The 17,440-nt window shown below is 38.9% G+C and carries 14 protein-coding genes; 9 read left to right on the top strand and 5 right to left on the bottom strand.

Translation table 11 applies throughout. The features are described 5' to 3' along the window. From E1140_RS19685 to E1140_RS19675, 3 genes are all read right to left on the bottom strand, one after another. The coding region (locus E1140_RS19685) for a copper homeostasis protein CutC (RefSeq protein WP_155188225.1) at positions 1-642 on the bottom strand (642 nt) is incomplete at its 3' end. Beyond that, entirely contained in the window at positions 643-2,865 is a 2,223-nt protein-coding gene (locus E1140_RS19680; RefSeq protein WP_155188223.1) for a family 20 glycosylhydrolase, read from the bottom strand. Next, the gene (locus tag E1140_RS19675) at positions 2,859-3,836 is read right to left on the bottom strand and encodes a glycosylasparaginase (protein WP_155188221.1); all 978 of its coding nucleotides are present in this window, start codon (positions 3,834-3,836) and stop codon (positions 2,859-2,861) included. The genes E1140_RS19680 and E1140_RS19675 overlap by 7 nt, the downstream gene beginning before the upstream one ends. Before the next feature lie 235 nt (positions 3,837-4,071). On the opposite strand from E1140_RS19675, the gene E1140_RS19670 reads away from it, so the two are divergent. From E1140_RS19670 to E1140_RS19645, 6 genes are all read left to right on the top strand, one after another. After that, positions 4,072-6,966: a GH92 family glycosyl hydrolase gene (locus tag E1140_RS19670; RefSeq protein WP_155188219.1), complete on the top strand. Its 2,895-nt coding sequence runs from the start codon at positions 4,072-4,074 to the stop codon at positions 6,964-6,966. Between the two features lie 10 nt (positions 6,967-6,976). Then, the gene (locus E1140_RS19665) at positions 6,977-7,702 is read left to right on the top strand and encodes a YqjF family protein (protein ID WP_155188217.1); all 726 of its coding nucleotides are present in this window, start codon (positions 6,977-6,979) and stop codon (positions 7,700-7,702) included. A 5-nt stretch (positions 7,703-7,707) separates the two neighbouring features. Then, positions 7,708-8,298 carry a hypothetical protein gene (locus tag E1140_RS19660; protein WP_155188215.1) on the top strand — a complete coding sequence of 197 codons (591 nt, stop codon included), beginning with the start codon at positions 7,708-7,710 and terminating at the stop codon, positions 8,296-8,298. A 30-nt stretch (positions 8,299-8,328) separates the two neighbouring features. Beyond that, on the top strand, positions 8,329-8,955 hold the full coding sequence (locus E1140_RS19655) for a hypothetical protein (protein ID WP_155188213.1): 627 nt from the start codon (positions 8,329-8,331) through the stop codon (positions 8,953-8,955). Between the two features lie 63 nt (positions 8,956-9,018). Beyond that, entirely contained in the window at positions 9,019-9,522 is a 504-nt protein-coding gene (locus E1140_RS19650) for a hypothetical protein (RefSeq protein ID WP_155188211.1), read from the top strand. A 10-nt stretch (positions 9,523-9,532) separates the two neighbouring features. Further along, entirely contained in the window at positions 9,533-10,054 is a 522-nt protein-coding gene (locus E1140_RS19645; protein WP_155188209.1) for a DinB family protein, read from the top strand. 32 nt (positions 10,055-10,086) lie between these two features. Here E1140_RS19645 and E1140_RS19640 read toward each other — a convergent pair whose 3' ends face one another. Both E1140_RS19640 and E1140_RS19635 read right to left on the bottom strand, forming a co-directional pair. After that, positions 10,087-11,040 carry a cupin domain-containing protein gene (locus E1140_RS19640; protein ID WP_155188207.1) on the bottom strand — a complete coding sequence of 318 codons (954 nt, stop codon included), beginning with the start codon at positions 11,038-11,040 and terminating at the stop codon, positions 10,087-10,089. 121 nt (positions 11,041-11,161) lie between these two features. Continuing rightward, a complete protein-coding gene (locus E1140_RS19635; protein ID WP_155188205.1) occupies positions 11,162-12,010 on the bottom strand; it encodes a LytTR family DNA-binding domain-containing protein in 849 nt (282 codons plus the stop codon). 181 nt (positions 12,011-12,191) lie between these two features. On the opposite strand from E1140_RS19635, the gene E1140_RS19630 reads away from it, so the two are divergent. From E1140_RS19630 to E1140_RS19620, 3 genes are all read left to right on the top strand, one after another. Continuing rightward, positions 12,192-14,243, top strand: coding sequence for a M28 family peptidase (locus E1140_RS19630; protein WP_155188203.1), 2,052 nt, complete (start codon positions 12,192-12,194; stop codon positions 14,241-14,243). A 24-nt stretch (positions 14,244-14,267) separates the two neighbouring features. Further along, entirely contained in the window at positions 14,268-14,642 is a 375-nt protein-coding gene (locus E1140_RS19625) for a Dabb family protein (protein ID WP_155188201.1), read from the top strand. Between the two features lie 259 nt (positions 14,643-14,901). Next, the gene (locus tag E1140_RS19620; protein WP_185153690.1) at positions 14,902-17,331 is read left to right on the top strand and encodes a DUF5686 and carboxypeptidase regulatory-like domain-containing protein; all 2,430 of its coding nucleotides are present in this window, start codon (positions 14,902-14,904) and stop codon (positions 17,329-17,331) included. The last annotated feature ends 109 nt before the right edge of the window (positions 17,332-17,440 follow it).

The raw sequence follows: 17,440 nt of genomic DNA, 5'->3' as shown, positions 1-17,440 counted from the left end.
TACAGCACTAGGTTTAGCCAGGCTTTCCTGACCCTTCTTACCAGACATATGAAATTCGGTACAACCAATTGATAACAACTCCGAAATATTATCAGGGTTTATCCCTCCACCAGGCATTATACTAATCCTGCCAGCTGCTTTTTCCTGTATTTGCTTCAATAAATCAATTCCCTCAATGGCGCTATTTTTTTGCCCTGAAGAAAGAATCCTGACAGCACCACAATCAATGATATCTTCCAAGGCTCGAAACGCATCATTAGCTACATCAAAGGCCCGGTGAAATGTGAAGGGCAAGGGTTTAGAAAGCTCCACCAGTTCCCTGGTTCTTTCTTTGTCTACAGTGCCATCAGCATTTAGCACTCCTGATACTATACCTTCAACCCCTAACTCCTTGCAGATTCTGATATCCTCTTTGATAATCTCAAACTCCAAATCGGAGTAAACAAAATCACCCCCTCTCGGCCTTACCAAAACATAGATAGCAATGTTTGTCTTTTCTTTGGCCAGCTTTATCATAGCCGCACTTGGTGTTGTTCCTCCCTCCCACAGATTATCACATAACTCTACCCTCTGTGCACCTGCCTTTTCAGCATTGATGACAGACTGAACAGAATTAGCACATATTTCTATTTGATAGCTCATCTAATTAATAATCAATTCATCTATAAATAACCATGAATCATTTCCAGCGGCTTCATGCCAATCTGGACATTTTCCTATTGATTTTGCCTTCATTTTCAGATACCTGCCTTTAAGTCCTTCTGTAGAAATCTCAAAGTTTTGAATCAATTCACCTTTCTCCGTAGCGTCAATTATATTGGTTATAATACCGGCAGATTTGAAATGCTCTCCATCTTCTGAAAGTAAAAACTCAACCTGTTCAGGGAAGAAAATCCATGATCTATTATGTTGAAAAAATCCAGCTTTAATACTGTTTATAGCTGCAACCTCTCCAACATTAACAATCACTTCCACATCTGTTCCTGAGTAACCCTGCCAGTTGCCATCATTAAAACTGCTACCTCCTCCTTTTCCATCTAAAAGTGCCGTATCACCTCCAGCGGCATAATTAGGGCTGTATTTCGAAATCAATACAATTGGTTTCCCAACGCCTTTATGCGGAACAAAATATTGCTTTACTGTATCCGAATAGAAAATATCATTTTTTTTAAAGGTAACGTCAAATGTCACTGGCTCCTTTATTTCAACAGGTTGCTCATACTTTTTCGCTTTTTGATTATTAATGCTGTAGTACAATTCAATATTGGGATCATAGGATGATAACTTAGCCATCAAGTCGCCATCTCTAACCTCTGAACTCACTTCTACTGGATTCTTTTCAAAACCGTAGGTGACACCAAGTTTATTTAAAATTGAATACTGCCTTTGAACACGATCATTAAACTCCGGATAATTGCGATTAGTGGAATCACTCCATAATACTTCGGCCATGGCTAATATTCGAGGAAAGACTTTACTATCTACCAAATGCTGAGGAGCGCGTTCAGTCCACATATTGCATTCACCACCCAGAATCAGAGATGCCTCTTCCGCGTTTAAACTCTCAGGTACGGGCTCAAAGGAATACACCTTTTCAAGGTCAATATCATCCACTGAATAATCAAAATAGGCATGAGAGGTTGGAGAAACTATAGCATTATGGCCACTTTTAACTGCAGCCTCTGCACCTTCAAAACCACGCCAGCTTTGCACCGTAGCTCCTGGTGCCAGACCACCCTCTAATATTTCATCCCAACCAATGATCTGCCTGCCATTGGCATTAAGAAATTTTTCAATTCGCTTAATAAAATAACTCTGCAGTTCGTGCTCATCATGCAGACCTTCATCTTTAATTCTCTGCTGGCATTTCTCACATGCTTCCCACCTGAACTTTGGTGCTTCATCTCCTCCAATATGGATATATTTTGAAGGAAATAAGGCCATCACCTCAGTCAATACATCTTCCAAAAATGTAAAGGTAGCTTCATTGCCTGCGCAGTAAATATCCTTAAACACTCCCCAATCTGTTTCTACTTCAAAAGGTCCTCCGGTGCATGACAGCTCTGGATATGCAGCCAAGGCAGCGACTGAATGTCCTGGCATTTCAATTTCAGGCACTACGGTTATCCCCCGTGCAGCAGCATATTCAACTACTTCTCTGATTTCCTCCTGGGTATAAAACCCTCCATATTTACCTCCCTTACCATCGTCACGCCAGGCTCCTACAGAAGTTAACTTTGGATACTTTTTAATCTCAATGCGCCAGCCCTGATCTTCCGTCAAATGCCAATGGAATATATTCATTTTATAAAGTGCCAGCAGATCGATGTATCGCTTCACAAAATCCTTCTCCATAAAATGCCTTGAACAATCAAGCTGGAAGCCACGCCGTGGAAAACGAGGTTCATCCTTTATTGTCATTGCAGGAATGACAAATGACTGGTCTTGTGTTATGAGCAACTGACGAATACTCTGAAACCCGTGCAGCACTCCCTTATCACTACCACCTTTTATCTGTATTTGTGACTTATTGACTTCAATACTGTATTGCTCCTCATCAAGCTGTTCGTCCAGCTTAAGAATTAAAGCATTATCTCCATTATCAGATTTTTTAATTTGAAAGCCAGTAAGCCCATTAAGATAACCCTGAACTACGCCAACCAATGACGACAGTTGATCATCGGCTACAATGACTGTGTTTATTGTGAATTCAAAATATTCATCGGTGTTTAAATCAACTTCATTTGGCTTTGGGATGATAGAAGATGCCAGTGTAACTATTCGATCATGCTCTTGCGAACTATCTGGCTGTGTGCACCCGAATACAAATAAGATAGAGAATAGGAAACAAGCTCGTTTTACCACGAACGGTCAAATTTAGTATCTACCAACTCATTGTTGATTTGCTTGTTCGCAACAGCATAGTTAAAGCCATTGTAAACGCTATAACCTCCATATTTTCCATCTTTTCGCAATGCCAAAAAGCCCACCTGCAGGCCTTCCATATTTTCGTGTTTCGAGATGATTCTGTCTACCGCCAGCTTACAAGCCTCCTCCGGTTCATGCCCTTGACGCATCAATTCCACTACTAAATGGCTACCTGCAACACGAATTACCGCCTCACCAAGCCCTGTCGCACACGCTGCTCCAATTTCATTATCAACAAACAACCCTGAACCAATAATAGGTGAATCACCCAGGCGACCATGAAGTTTGTAAGCTGCACCACTAGTAGTACATGACCCTGATAAGTTGCCATTGCTATCCAACGCCAGCATGCCTATGGTATCATGGTTTTCAACATTAATTACAGGCTTATATTTTGATTCTTTTAGCCATTCTTTCCAGGCCTTTTCAGATTCTTGCGTTAACAGATTTTCTTCTTTAAATCCCTGCTCCAACGCAAACTGCTTAGCTCCTTCTCCAACGAGCATAATATGCGGAGTTTCTTCCATAATCTTTCTGGCAACAGCCACAGGATTTTTGATGTCCTGCAAAAATCCAACAGATCCACAGCGGCTTTTTTCATCCATAATACAGGCATCTAACGTCACCCGACCTTCTCTGTCCGGACGGCCACCAATACCGACAGAAGCACCTGTTGGATCATTCTCCACTTCCATCACCCCTTTTTCAACGGCATCTAAAGCGGTGCCTCCGGCACTCAATATCTCCCAGGCCTTTTTATTGGCCATAATGCCATGGTTCCAGGTAGAAATAACAACTGGTTCCTTCGAAGGAAGAATAGGTGTGTTTTTACCAAATGTTGAGAATGCGTTGAATGAAAAGAGACTGCCTAATGCAGATAGTTTTACGAAATTTCTTCTTGAAGTCATGGAGCTGTTTTTTTGTAAGCGGGGCAAAAATTAGCTAATTAATTTGAGTTGGGAATAACCGATAAAGTAAAATGTCTAATACCGATGTTTTAAAACCTCTGTGTTTCTCTGTGCATTCTGCGGTTAAATTTTAACCACAGATGCCACCTAAAGGCCGTAGAGAAAATTGTCATCGTTATAGAATTTCAGATAATCATGTAATTTGGCAATCCTATTAAATACACAAGCATTTATAATGAAACAGACGTTATCCACCTTAATCATCTTATCAATCCTATTTTTTTCCTGTAGCAAACAAGAAAAAGCACTTCACGAATATGTCAATCCGTTTATTGGCACCGGGGGACATGGCCATACCTACCCTGGCGCTTCAGCACCTTTTGGAGGAGTGCAATTAAGTCCGGATACGCGGCTAGAAGGTTGGGATGGCTGCGGTGGCTATCATTATTCAGACTCTATCATTTATGGTTTTTCACATACACACCTGAGCGGCACCGGTATTCCCGATTATGCAGACTTTCTTTTTATGCCGGCTACTGGTGAACCCAAGTTTGATAACGGCTACAAAACCTCTCCTGATCAGGGTTATGCCTCCAGGTTTTCACATAGCAACGAAAAAGCTGTGGCGGGCTACTATCAAGTTTATCTCTCAGACTATAATATCAATGTGGAATTAACCTCCACCACCCGGGCAGGTTTCCACAAATACAGCTTTGATAATCCTGAAGATGCTTACATAATAATAGACCTCGAACACCGCGATGAGCTATTGGACTATAAACTGGAAGTGGTTGACAATAAAACAGTGCAGGGTATGCGTGTATCTAAAAGCTGGGCCGTTGAACAGTATGCTTTTTTCTATGTTGAACTCTCAGAGGCTGCTGATGAATTCATATACAATCAGGATTCAACAAAGTTGATTATGAAATTTAGCCCAAAAAAGGAAATCCTGGCTAAGACCGGTATTTCAGCAGTGAGCACAGAAGGTGCCAAAAAGAATTTACATGCTGAAATTCCTGATTGGGACTTTGAAGATGTAAAAGCACGAACGCAAATGGCCTGGGATAGGGAAATGGCGAAAGTAGAAGTTGAAACCGTAAATGAAGTTGACAAAGAAATTTTCTACACGGCCCTTTATCATACCTACCTCAACCCCAATGCTTTTCAGGATGTGGATGGTCAGTACAGGGGTACTGATTTAAAAGTTCATGAAGCAAATGGCTTTAATAATTACACCATCTTTTCGCTTTGGGATACTTTCAGAGGCGCTCATCCGCTTTATACCATCATTCAACAGGAACGCACCAGGGACTTTATCAAAACCTTTTTAAATCAATATGAAAATGGTGGCAAGCTACCGATGTGGGAGCTCTCTGGTAACTACACTTATTGCATGGTCGGCTACCATTCTGTGCCAGTTATCCTGGATGCTTTTAACAAAGGACTGACAGATTTCGATACGGAGTTGGCGTTGAAGGCGATGATAAAAACGGCAACTGCCAATGAGCTGGGCAAACAGGATTACATCCAAAAAGGCTACATGGCCTCTGATGAGGAGCATGAGTCTGTTTCTAAGAATCTGGAATATGCGTATGACGATTGGTGCATAGCACAATTCGCCAAGGCCTTCGGAAATGAAGCCGTTTACAATGAATACATTCAACGCGCTCAGTACTATAAAAACATTTTTGAACCAACCTCTGGTTTTATGAGAGCGAAAAGAAACCAGCAGTTTACTGAGCCTTTTAATCCAACTGAAGTAAATTTCAACTTTACAGAAGCCAACTCATGGCAGTATAGCTTTTTTGTACCTCAAGACATCTCTGGCCTAATAAAACTTCATGGCGGTAAAGATCAGTTTGAAGAAAAACTGGATTTACTCTTCTCAACCACTAATGAAACTTCTGGTCGTGAGCAGGTGGATATTACAGGCCTGGTTGGACAATATGCCCATGGCAATGAGCCAAGTCACCACATGACCTATTTGTACAACTTCATTGGCAAACCATGGAAGACGCAAGAGAAAGTAAGGCATATGCTGGATGAAATGTACACTGACCAGCCTGATGGATTGATTGGTAACGAAGACTGTGGTCAGATGTCAGCCTGGTATGTTTTGTCAGCCGTTGGTTTTTACCCTGTTACACCAGGAAGTACCGATTATATCATTGGATCGCCCAAAGTGAAGTCTGCGAACTTGAATCTTGAGAATGGCAAAACCTTCTTTATCACTGTCAATAATCAATCAGAATACAATATTTACATAAAGTCAATTTACCTCAATGGCGAACCCTACAACAAGTCATTTATAGCACATGCTGATATTGTAAAGGGTGGAGAATTGGTGTTTGAAATGTCTTCGGAACCAAATAATAAATGGGAACATGAGATACCAGCTACAGCTATTGAAGATCAGCTGATTACAGCGGTGCCCTATATAGAAGCCAAAGGTCAGGTGTTTTTTGATTCTCTAAAAGTGGAATTGAAGAATATTGATGCCAATGCCCGTATCTACTACACGCTTGATGGCAGCACCCCTACTGCTCAATCGACCCTATATGCTGGCCCAATTATGCTGATGAATACAACAACTATTAAAGCCATGGCAATGGCTGAGGGCAATGGCCAGAGTAAGGAGACGGTTTCGAAATTTATTAAAGTAGATAACAAACGAACAGTCACTTACAAGAACAAGTATAACACCCAATATGCAGGTGGCGGAGACAATGGATTGATAGATTATATACGCGGTGGTGATGATTTCAGAACTGGCGCATGGCAAGGCTGGCAAGGTCAGGATGTAGAGTTGGTGATAGATCTTAATACGCAACAGCAAATATCAACCTTAAGTGCTGGCTTTTTGCAGGATATAAAATCATGGATCTGGATGCCGAAGAAGGTGATCTATTCTGTGTCCACAGATGGTAAGAATTTTAAAGAAGTGGCCACTCTTACAAGCAAAACAGACGACCATCAGGAAGGTGTGGTTTTGGATGACTACACTGCCAAAGTAGACGCTAAAGCAAGGTATGTAAAAGTGCAGATAGAAGCTTACGGTCAGGTACAAGACTGGCATTTAGGTGCTGGCGGCCAGTCTTGGGTATTTATTGATGAGGTGGTTGTGGAGTAAACGACAGGAAATGAGGCTCAATAAACTTTTAAGTCAAGTTGATCACCGTCCATGGCCGCTTCCTTCTGGAAAGTGGAAGTTTTATCAGGAATGGAACAAAGCAGTTTTCCTTCATTGGCAGGTTGATTCTAACATGCTACGGGATTTGGTGCCCAAAGAATTGGAAATCGATTTATTTGAAGATAAGCCTTGGGTTTCAATTGTGGCGTTTACCATGGAAAATGTGAGGCCAAGAGTTTTACCTACCTTTCCGCCTGTTTCCAACTTTGAAGAAATAAACATCCGCACTTACGTTAAAAACAAAGGCAAAACAGGAGTATATTTTTTAAGTATTGAAGCTGGAAACAAAGTATCCACCTGGCTGGCCAAGAGTATTTCAGAATTACCTTATAGGTTTTCAAAAATCAAAAGACATACAAATAGCTTCGACTCCAGTAATGCTCGCTTCAAGGATAACCTTTCCATCAATTACAACATCCTTGAAGACAAAAATGATAAAACTCAGTTGGACAAATTTTTAACTGAAAGGTATGCCCTATTTCAGGACTCCTCTTCAGGAATAAATAAATTTGAAATTCATCACCTAGAATGGCCCTTACACAATATTGAGATAAATGAGTTAACATATTGCTATCCACGTTTTAAGTCACTTTTTGAAGGTAATCCTGCGTTAGTTCATTATTCAAGTGGGGTAAAAGTATTGGCTTGGGGTAAAGAAATTTTATTACGCAAATAAATCCAATGAAATCAATATTCATAATGGTACTGCTTTGCTTATCCCCAAAATTGGTTCATGCTGATTGCTTAGCATGTTGGAGCCTCAGAAATGTAGAAATCTCTTTAGCAAATGGTGATACGATATCAGGATTTATTTATTGGAATGATCAATGGGTTAATAGCACAAAGCAAAACCAATTTCCTAAAAACCTTCTTGAGTTTCACCGAGATAAAGGTGATTCCGTATTTACTCTTCTCAAAGAAGTAAAGACAATAAATAATGACTCAATATCTGAAATCAAAGCTATCAATGAGGACGATAAACTGTTGATTCGAGTAGAACAAGTCATCGCCATTAAGGAAATAAACAAAGATGATGATATATATTGGGGTGCAGGAGAACTTAATACCTTCACATTAGAGGAAATAAACAAACTTAATACAAACCCTATTTCATTTTTTCACAAGGAGATTCCCGTTACTGATATCTATTACCTCAGCTATAATTCAGAAATTAATAAGAAAAAGCTCATAGAATTAAGTGAATTGTCCAACCAGACTCATATTTCATATGAAAGTATGGGAGTTATTATAATTACAGTTAACTATGACTGATTATGCTCAGAAACAAAACTTTCATCATCAATGCTTAGAGCAATTATAAGAGCCACCTTTACCTTTCTTGGTATTTCAGCACTTGCATTGTCATTCCTTGCTTCAGGTGATATTATCAGCATGGTTATCAGCGGATTAATATTTATTGGAGGAATTTATGCATCATACTACGTATTCAGACTTATAAAAAGCAGGCCATTTGGGGAAATAAATAATTTCTCATCTCCTGATTTAGACCATCTTATTCCAACCGCAGGTTCTGGAGTTAAAGAAATAGCCAAAGAAGAGCTTGTTGAACTCTATCAAACCGGAGTATGGAAACCTGGCAATGGGGTATTAAAGATTTGGGGAGATTGGAAAGCAAAGAACCTTGATAAACCAAAGAAAATAACAGCCATAGCATTTAATAAGGAGACAAATCAGCTTGTTATTTCCTTTAGTAAAGGAAGAGTGCTAGTGCTATCTCCCAGAATAATTCATATAACTAGTTCTTCACTCAAGATAATGTATGCTGACAAAATTTTATGGAATTGGGAAGGTGAATCATCTTTAATCTATGAGAAGCATCAGAAGGAAATAACTCGTGCATCGAACATTGAAATGGAACTGGGGGAGTTTGATGTTGATGTAAGTCAACCCGCTTTGCTATTTTATTAGAATTTGAAAAGTCTTCTTCAAAGGAATTAATTAGATTGGAATCAAAAATAATTGTTAATCAACATGGAGACAACCTATCAATTTGAAACTGAATATTTCAGATTTTCTGGTAATGAAATAGAACTTCTAAGAAGTAACTTTCCATATAAAAAAGTGAATTTTAGCGATATAAAAAGGTTATCTGTTAACAAATCAATTTCCGTTAAAAGACCATTACTACTTGGTTCTTTTGGGCTCGTATTGACTTGTTCTTCTCTCTATTTTCTGTTTTATAGTACCGGAATAATTGACTTCATTCTTTTTGACAGAAACCCACATACTCAAAGTGCAAGGGCCATAGGTAGTATTATAATAATGTTTGGTTTTTTGCTCGTTCTAGGATCAATCGCTATTTATCAAGCAACTATTCCTCAGCTTGTTTTAAGAACTGAGTTTATTGATGGAACATTTGAAATATTCAACCTTAAGACTCTTTCAAAAAAGGAAGGTTTGGACAACTTTATATTATTTCTTAAGTCAAACTTCCAACCTAATCAACTCGAAATTGATTTTAATATTTTTAGATAATTCAAGACACATGCAATACAACCTCACCCAAGCCATCCATATTTTAGAAAGAACACCTGCTGTTCTTAAGACCTTTCTATATGGTTTATCAATCGAATGGACAAGCTCAAATGAAGGACCTGACACCTGGAGTCCATTTGATATTATTGGCCACCTTATTCATGGCGAACAGGAAGACTGGCTCAAACGAAGCAACCTCATCCTTAGTAATAATGAAGACAAGACCTTTCAGCCATTTGATCGGTTTGCTCAATTTGAACATAGCAAAGGCAAAAGTATAAACGAACTGCTAGATGAGTTTGAAGTGCTTAGAAATAAGAATATTGAAAAATTAAAAGCACTCAATATCTCTGAAGAGCAACTTAAACTTAAAGGTAAGCATCCGGTATTGGGTGATGTTACCTTAAAGGAACTCCTCTCCTGCTGGGTAGTACATGACCTCGGCCATATCAGTCAAATCTCAAGGGTAATGGCCAAACAGTACAAAACCGAAGTCGGCCCATGGATTGAGTTTTTAGGGATTTTGAAATAAAAGCACCAGCTTCAGGCTGGTGCTTTTGGGTTTTAGTTAGATCCTAATGTCTGCGCTTGAACAACTTCATTTTCATTCACTTTATAAAAATCATATTCCTTTTCGAGAAACTCCAGATAAGACTGTCCTTTGGCATAATCGATATTATCGCCAAAGAGTACTAACACACCTTCCAAAGGCTCGTCATAAGGGTTATAAATAACGTGCTTAGTGTATGGCCCTATAAATACACTCATCCCTGGTTCTACCTCTATCTCCTCATCTCCAAACAATGCTTTACCACGCCCCTTAGTAAAAATGAAAAGATTGGGCACTTGTCCTTTATCCAGATTCCTATCGGCATTGGCTGCTTCTTCTGCACCAATCGAAAACCAGGCCACTCGCTTGTCCTTCATCGTATAAAGTGACACTATCTCAGCTCCATGACTTGGCAGAGAGCTGTCTCTAGCAAAACGGGTCACTTCAATATCATCCTTTTTCCAAAAGTGCTCCAACACCACATAACTAAGGGCTGCATCCTTTTGAGTAGACACAAATCCATCCATATCCAATATGTCCATGGCTACCACATCAGAAGGCATTGATTTGGCTGCAGCTGTACTTGCAGTATAAACCTTATTATTTACATTTTCTAAAATTGACTTGTCAGCGAACTTAAAATACCATGTCGGTTTTTCTGGCTTGCCTTTGTGTAGTTCTACCTCATGCGGCCCCAGATTATGAAAGGTGTATTGCTTGCCTTTCCCTACTTTATAACCTTCTTCTTTACGCTCGGTAATAACGTGCCACCAATCATCACCTACCGCTATTCCAAAAGTAGCTGTCATGGTCATAGGGTCCGTCTTATAACTTTCAACAAATGAGGTAAGCATCTCTTCTGTTGTTTGAGCTTGAGCGTAAGACATTGAAAAGATAAAGAGTAGCATCAAGAGGCCTTTGTAAGCAAAATCACCTCCACCCTTTTCGGTTGTTTTTTGTGTAATCATCATTTTAAATTTTGAGTTATTAATTTGTTACTGACCGCTAATTACGCAGCTCAGAAACCCTTGAATGACGATTTATAGCAGTTTGTGGTGAAATTCACCTATTTGGGATGAATGAAACAACTTATTGAAATTGCTTGTATTTTTTCAACTGCTCCATGGTTCCGACCATGTACTTTTTAGATACCGGAATTGGCTTTTCGACATGGTTTAAAAAAAGTTGAAGATCATTTTTGCCACCGCTTATTGACTGAACATGAAATAGGTTAACCATGTAAGACCGATGACAGCGGATTATAAAACCATTTTCCACGCTTTCCTCTACTAATCCCATAGAAGCTCGGATGAGAAAAGATGTGAGTTGGTTGTTATGCAAATAGGACAGTTCAACATAATTGTCCTGGGATCTGGCATATATAAACTCGGATACAGATATAGAGATTTTGTCATTATTCCCCTGACCTTCAAAGTTGATCATCGTCTTTTCATCCATTGAGCTTTCAATGTTAGTAAGCACCACATCAAACTGCTCCTTCAGTACCTTAAATTTATAATAGAAGAAAACACCAACCATAGGAAATATAAATACAGTTGATGTATTGAAAATGAATTCAATCCCACTTAACAATCTCCAATCATGCCAATCGCCTAGATAGTTGTAAGTGATAAATAAAATGACCCCTAAAAAAAGGAATGACCAAATATGCCAAAGCACAATCGATCTGACTGTCGCGGATACTTCAATTAAAGGTTTTATAAGGAATTCGTTTATCAGAGCAACAACGAGGACAACAAAAAAGAATATGCTCAATTCAAATATAAACTGCAGTGTATATTCATGGAAAGGATTATAATTACTCACCCCAAAAGGAAGAAATATTATAAGGAAGAGGTAAAGAAAGACCGCAAGGGAGATACTTAACTTCCATTTGTAATCATTTGAATTAAAAAAAGCTAAGTCTCTGTTTTCCATTTAATTCCAAATTTCTCATTTCGATTATTAAAAGCAAATAAATAAAAGTCACTTCAGCCTTAGTTTAGTTAATCATTTGAGTTCAGGTCCATTAATAGGTTTTAAATAAAGTCTTTGGTAAATTCAATTGCAATCTCCAATTCAAAGTAAATGCTCTAGAAACACATTAGTTTTCCATATTATGACCTTAAAACCAATCTTCACTTGCATTATTTACACCCTGTTAATTTTTGCTACAATTACATTATCAATTGCTCAAAACGTACCACTTAACCAGGAAGCACTAGTCAATCATCTTGATCAGGAGTTATCTGGTGAAGTGCCCAAAAGAAATCTGGAGTACATTAGCCGCCTGCATAGGATGCGTGGATCTGATGATTATAACGAGGCCATTGCCTTTATTTCGGGCAAGCTGAAAGACTACAACCTTGAAGAAATTGAACTGATCAAAATACCTACTGATGGGAAGACCATGTACGGCACACAAAAGGCAAGGCCTGCCTGGAATGTTGAGTTTGCCCAGCTGTGGGAGCTTGAAGAAAAAGATGGGGCATGGGTGAAGGCTATTAAAATTGCAGATTGGGAGTCCATACCCATGGTAGTAGCACAGGACAGTGAAAGTGGAGAAGCATCGGCTGAGCTGGTTGACATTGGCTCAGGTAGATCAGAGTCTGATTATGAAAACAAAGAGGTGAAAGGCAAATTGGTACTTACCTCCTCACAGCCTGAAAGTGTAGTGCCGCTGGCCATAGAAAAATACGGAGCTGCAGGAATTATTAGTTATGCTCAAAATCAGGTTACTGCATGGTGGAAGGAAGATGAAAACCTCATTCGTTGGGGTCATCTTGACACTTTCTCTGAGACCAAGACTTTTGCCTTTATGGTATCACTAAAGCAGGCCAGATTCTTTCAGGAAAGGCTTGCCAAGGGTGAAAAAATAAGATTGCATGCTAAAGTAGTTGCAGCTAAAACCAATGGAAGTTATGAAATATTAAGCGCTGCTATTATAGGCGCTGATGCTAATCTGGGTAAAGAAGAAATAGTATACACCTGTCATCTGGATCATCCAAGGCCGGGAGCTAATGACAATGCCAGTGGCTGTGTTGCTATTCTTGAAGTGGCACGCACGTTAAAAAGGCTTATTGATGACGGACTTGTTGCCAGACCCAAACGCACCTTAAGATTTATCTGGTCTCCAGAAATTGAAGGAACTACGGCATTATTAAATTACAGACCAGAATTTGCCACTAATACTAAATTCAATATCCATATGGACATGGTGGGTGGTGGACCAGAGACAAAGGCCATTTTTCATGTTTCAAGAAGTCCGCAGAGTCTACCGAGTTTTATTAGAAATATAGGCGCTGCCTTTGGGGAATTTTTGAACGAGAGTTCTGACAACTACGCCAGTGGTGCTCCTACTCAATATCCAGTAGTTTCATCAGAAGGCGGCAAAGAACCTTTGCATGCTGTTATTGGCAAGTTCCATATGGGCTCCGACTTTGAAGTATTTACAGAAGGATCCTATAGAATTCCATCCATCTATTTGCATGACTGGCCGGATAGGTACATCCATACCAACTATGATCTACCTGGTAATATTGACCCTACTAAATTGAAAAGAGCGGCATTTATAGGAGCAGCATCAGGTTATTATATCGCCAATTTTGGAAGTGCTGATGTGGAAAGCCTTATAGAATTGATAAAGAAACAAGTGCTTCAAAGGACCGCTCAATTGATGGAATATATCAGACCATTGTCGAAAGAAGAACAAGAGAACGCCAAGTATTACCATTGGCTCTATGAGAGAGATGCTTTCACATCAATTAAGCCTTATGCATCAATAAATAAAATTCAGGAAGAACAGTTTATTTCCTATTTGGAGGGATTGAAGAAAACCATTGGAGTAGGCAACAGATTTGAATCTGCTAATAAAAAGTCTAAAATAGTTTACAAAAGAAATGACCAACTAAAAGGCATGATGTCTGTATTTGGATACAGCTATTTTGATGATCATTATGATAAGTCAAAACCTATGCCTCAATTGATGAGCTACAGTGGCATTCTGGGTTCCGGATCTGATTATACTTATGAGGCACTAAACCTGGTAAATGGCACGAATGAGGTGATGGATATTAGAAATGTGCTTTCTGCCGAATTTGGTCCGGTAAGTTTAGAACTTGTTATTGAATATTTAGAAGCCCTTGAGAGTATCGGGGTGATCAGTAAATAAATTTGTCATCGAAAAATAAGCTTCATGAACACTTTAAAATTGTCTCTATCACTCCTGATTTTGATGTTCTCCTTTGCACAGCTTAAAGCTCAGGATGAAACCAATGAAAAAAAACTGTACCATGTACTCCTATTTCAATGGGCAGCAGATGCGGACTCAGAAGTTATAAATGAAGTAATCAGCCTTTTTGAAGGTCTTCCTGCCAAGATTGATGGATTCGAAAAAATTGAGATCTTAAAATTAGAGGCATCATCAGATAAGTTCGATACCATCATTATTCAAACCTACACATCTAATGAAGCTTTGGAAACCTATAAAACGCACCCTGATCACATAAGAATCACACAAATAGCTCCCAAACAGTTCAGCGGATTTAGCAAATTTGATTATTGGAAGTAAATATTAGATGGATTTTTAAGGATTCGTATGCTTAGGTAACCACAATTCAAAGCACTATAAAGTCGTTTAACCATTAAAATGAACGGCTTAAAGGAAAACACAGGTTAGTTGAAAATTTTTGGACACCAAATTATAATAAAACATATTACTTTCGTTTTATTCCCTGTCCACCTAACCTAACAAGTTGATTACAAGTAGCTTAAAACAGAGAAGTATATTCTGCTGTGTTCTGCTGCTCATGCTGATTAAAGCCAGTGCAATGGCCCAGAGCATAAGCGGAACAATCACCAATGAAAAAAACGAACCTGTACCTTTCGTAAATATTTTTGTTCAGCAACTGAACTCAGGCACATCTACAGACGATCAGGGAAAATATTTTCTGCGATTAGATCCGGGCATTTATGATATAGTGCTGTCTTCTATTGGCTATGAATCTCAGATAGTAAAAGTATCCGTTGGAGATAAACCTACCATCAGAAACTATCAAATGGTTTCTTCAGCACAGGAGCTTGAACAGGTAATTATAAAAGCCTCAAAGCGTGACCCTGCTTATGAAATTATTCAAAAGGCCATTGACCATCGAGATGACTTTTTCACACAGATTACCAGTTTTAGAGCTAATGTCTATACCAAGGCAACTGAACTTATGGAGCATAAACTAAAGGACAAAAAAAGTAAAGTAAATGTTGCTGTTGAATTCAATGGTCCGGAGGGCGTAGAAGATCCATTTGACAAACCCACCATTGACGACAAGTTCAAGAATATTAATATGGTGGAGATCAAAAGTACTTTAAGCTATGAAGCTCCTGAAAAATACAAAGAAGAGAGAACCGGTTATAAGCTTTATGGAACAAAGGCAGGTCTTTATTTACCTAACTTTAGCGAGACTGACTTCAACTTCTATCAGAACCTGGTAGAAATGAAAAATCTTGGTTCCTCTCCTATTATCTCGCCCTTGAGTAGGACTTCTATTCTTACCTATAAATTCAAATTGGAAGAGACAAAGAAACAGAATGGTATTGCTGTTCATAAAATTAGGGTTACACCAAGAAAATCGAGTAATTCTACCTTTGAAGGGCACATCTATATCAATGACAGTATTTGGAATATTAATAGATTAGAACTTACCATTGAGAAAGGTGGGCTTAAGCTCTATGACGAGTTAACCATAAAGCAAGATTATAATCAACTTGCAGACGGCACGTGGATTCCTTATCGATTGGAATTTGATTATTTCACTAAGGAAGGAAGACGAAAAAGCTTTGAGGGGAATACCCTCATCTTTTATAAAGACTTTGAAAAGAATGTCCAGTTCCCTAAAAAGTTTTTTAATAATGAAGTAGCTGTTACGACAGCTGAAGCCTACAAAAGAGATTCCAGTTATTGGAATCTGGAAAGGCCAGAGCCTTTGACAATAGATCAAAAGAAAGTAATCAGTTATAGAGATAGCATTGAACTGGCGCTCAATGACAAAGACTATCTAGACTCCATTGAAGCGCGCTATAACAAAATAACCCTTGGTGAAATAATCTATGATGGTGTTGGATGGCGTAATACTGAAAAAAAACGAGATCTGTATTTTGGATCTCTACTTAGTACCATAGAATTTGAAGTTATAGGAGGATGGCGCTTGGGGCCACATACTTCTCTTTTTAAGCGCTGGGAAAGTGGTAGACTATTATATACATTCGGCCATGTAAATATCGGCCTCAAAAATGAAGACCTGCAATGGGGCAATAGTACCTTTTTTAGATATAATCCCTATTCCTTAGGTGATGTGCGGCTATATTTTGGTAGATCCTTTTATTCTGTCAATAGCTTTGATGCTTATCTAAATCAGCTGAGGATTTCAAACTACATCCTTCATGATCATGTAGGCCTTTGGACCAGGAGGGAACTCTTTAATGGGTTTTACATTAGTGCTGAAGCTAAGTATAGCCAGCGGCAGTCAGTTGAAGACTACGACCGCACTACAGTAATTAATAAAGTCATTGATGAAAATGATCCCCTCTCCTTTGAGGACTATGAAGCTTTGATAACAGAAACCCGAATATCATACACACCCATGCAGAAATACATGCGCGAACCTAATAGGAAAATAGTGCTGGGCAGCAAGTTTCCAACTTTCAGTGTTGGACATAAAAAAGGATGGCCAGGTCCTTTAAGTTCAGATATTAATTTTGATTTTCTTGATTTCTCTATCAATCAGGATATCATTTTAGGCATATTTGGCAACTCAAAATATAAAGCTCAGGTGGGCAAGTTTGTGAATACCAAAAAGCTTGAGTTCATTGATCTAAAGCGGTTCAGACAGTCAGACCCCTACCTTTATTCTGATCCACTAAACTCTTTTCAACTGCTTGATACAGCACTTAACGCTACAGACTACTATCTGGAATTCCACCACATTCACCATTTTAATGGGGCTTTAATAAATAATATCCCGCTGGTTAAAAAGCTGAGATTCAATGTTGTGGCTGGGGTTGGCGCAATGTGGATAAAACAAAGTGACTATCTGCATAAAGAGATATTTGCGGGGGTGGAACGGGTGTTTAAACTAGGTGCAAGAAGAAGGCTAAGAATCGGCATTTATGGTGTAGCCGCAGACTCAAACAAAACGCCTTTTGATAAGGATTTTAAAATCTCCTTTGACATTATAGACACCTGGAAGAAGAATTGGTCTTATTGACGAACTGGCACCACTAACTAACTTATTAAAAAAGTGTATTTTTAAATACACTTAACTATCAGGTAATCGCACCAACATCATGAATGGAGTAGCCTTGCTCGATATAAAA

This window comes from Fulvivirga lutimaris, assembly GCF_009711525.1.
Classification (GTDB): domain Bacteria; phylum Bacteroidota; class Bacteroidia; order Cytophagales; family Cyclobacteriaceae; genus Fulvivirga; species Fulvivirga lutimaris.
The sequence above is the reverse complement of the archived record's forward strand: the minus strand, read 5'-3'. Positions and strand labels throughout refer to the sequence as shown.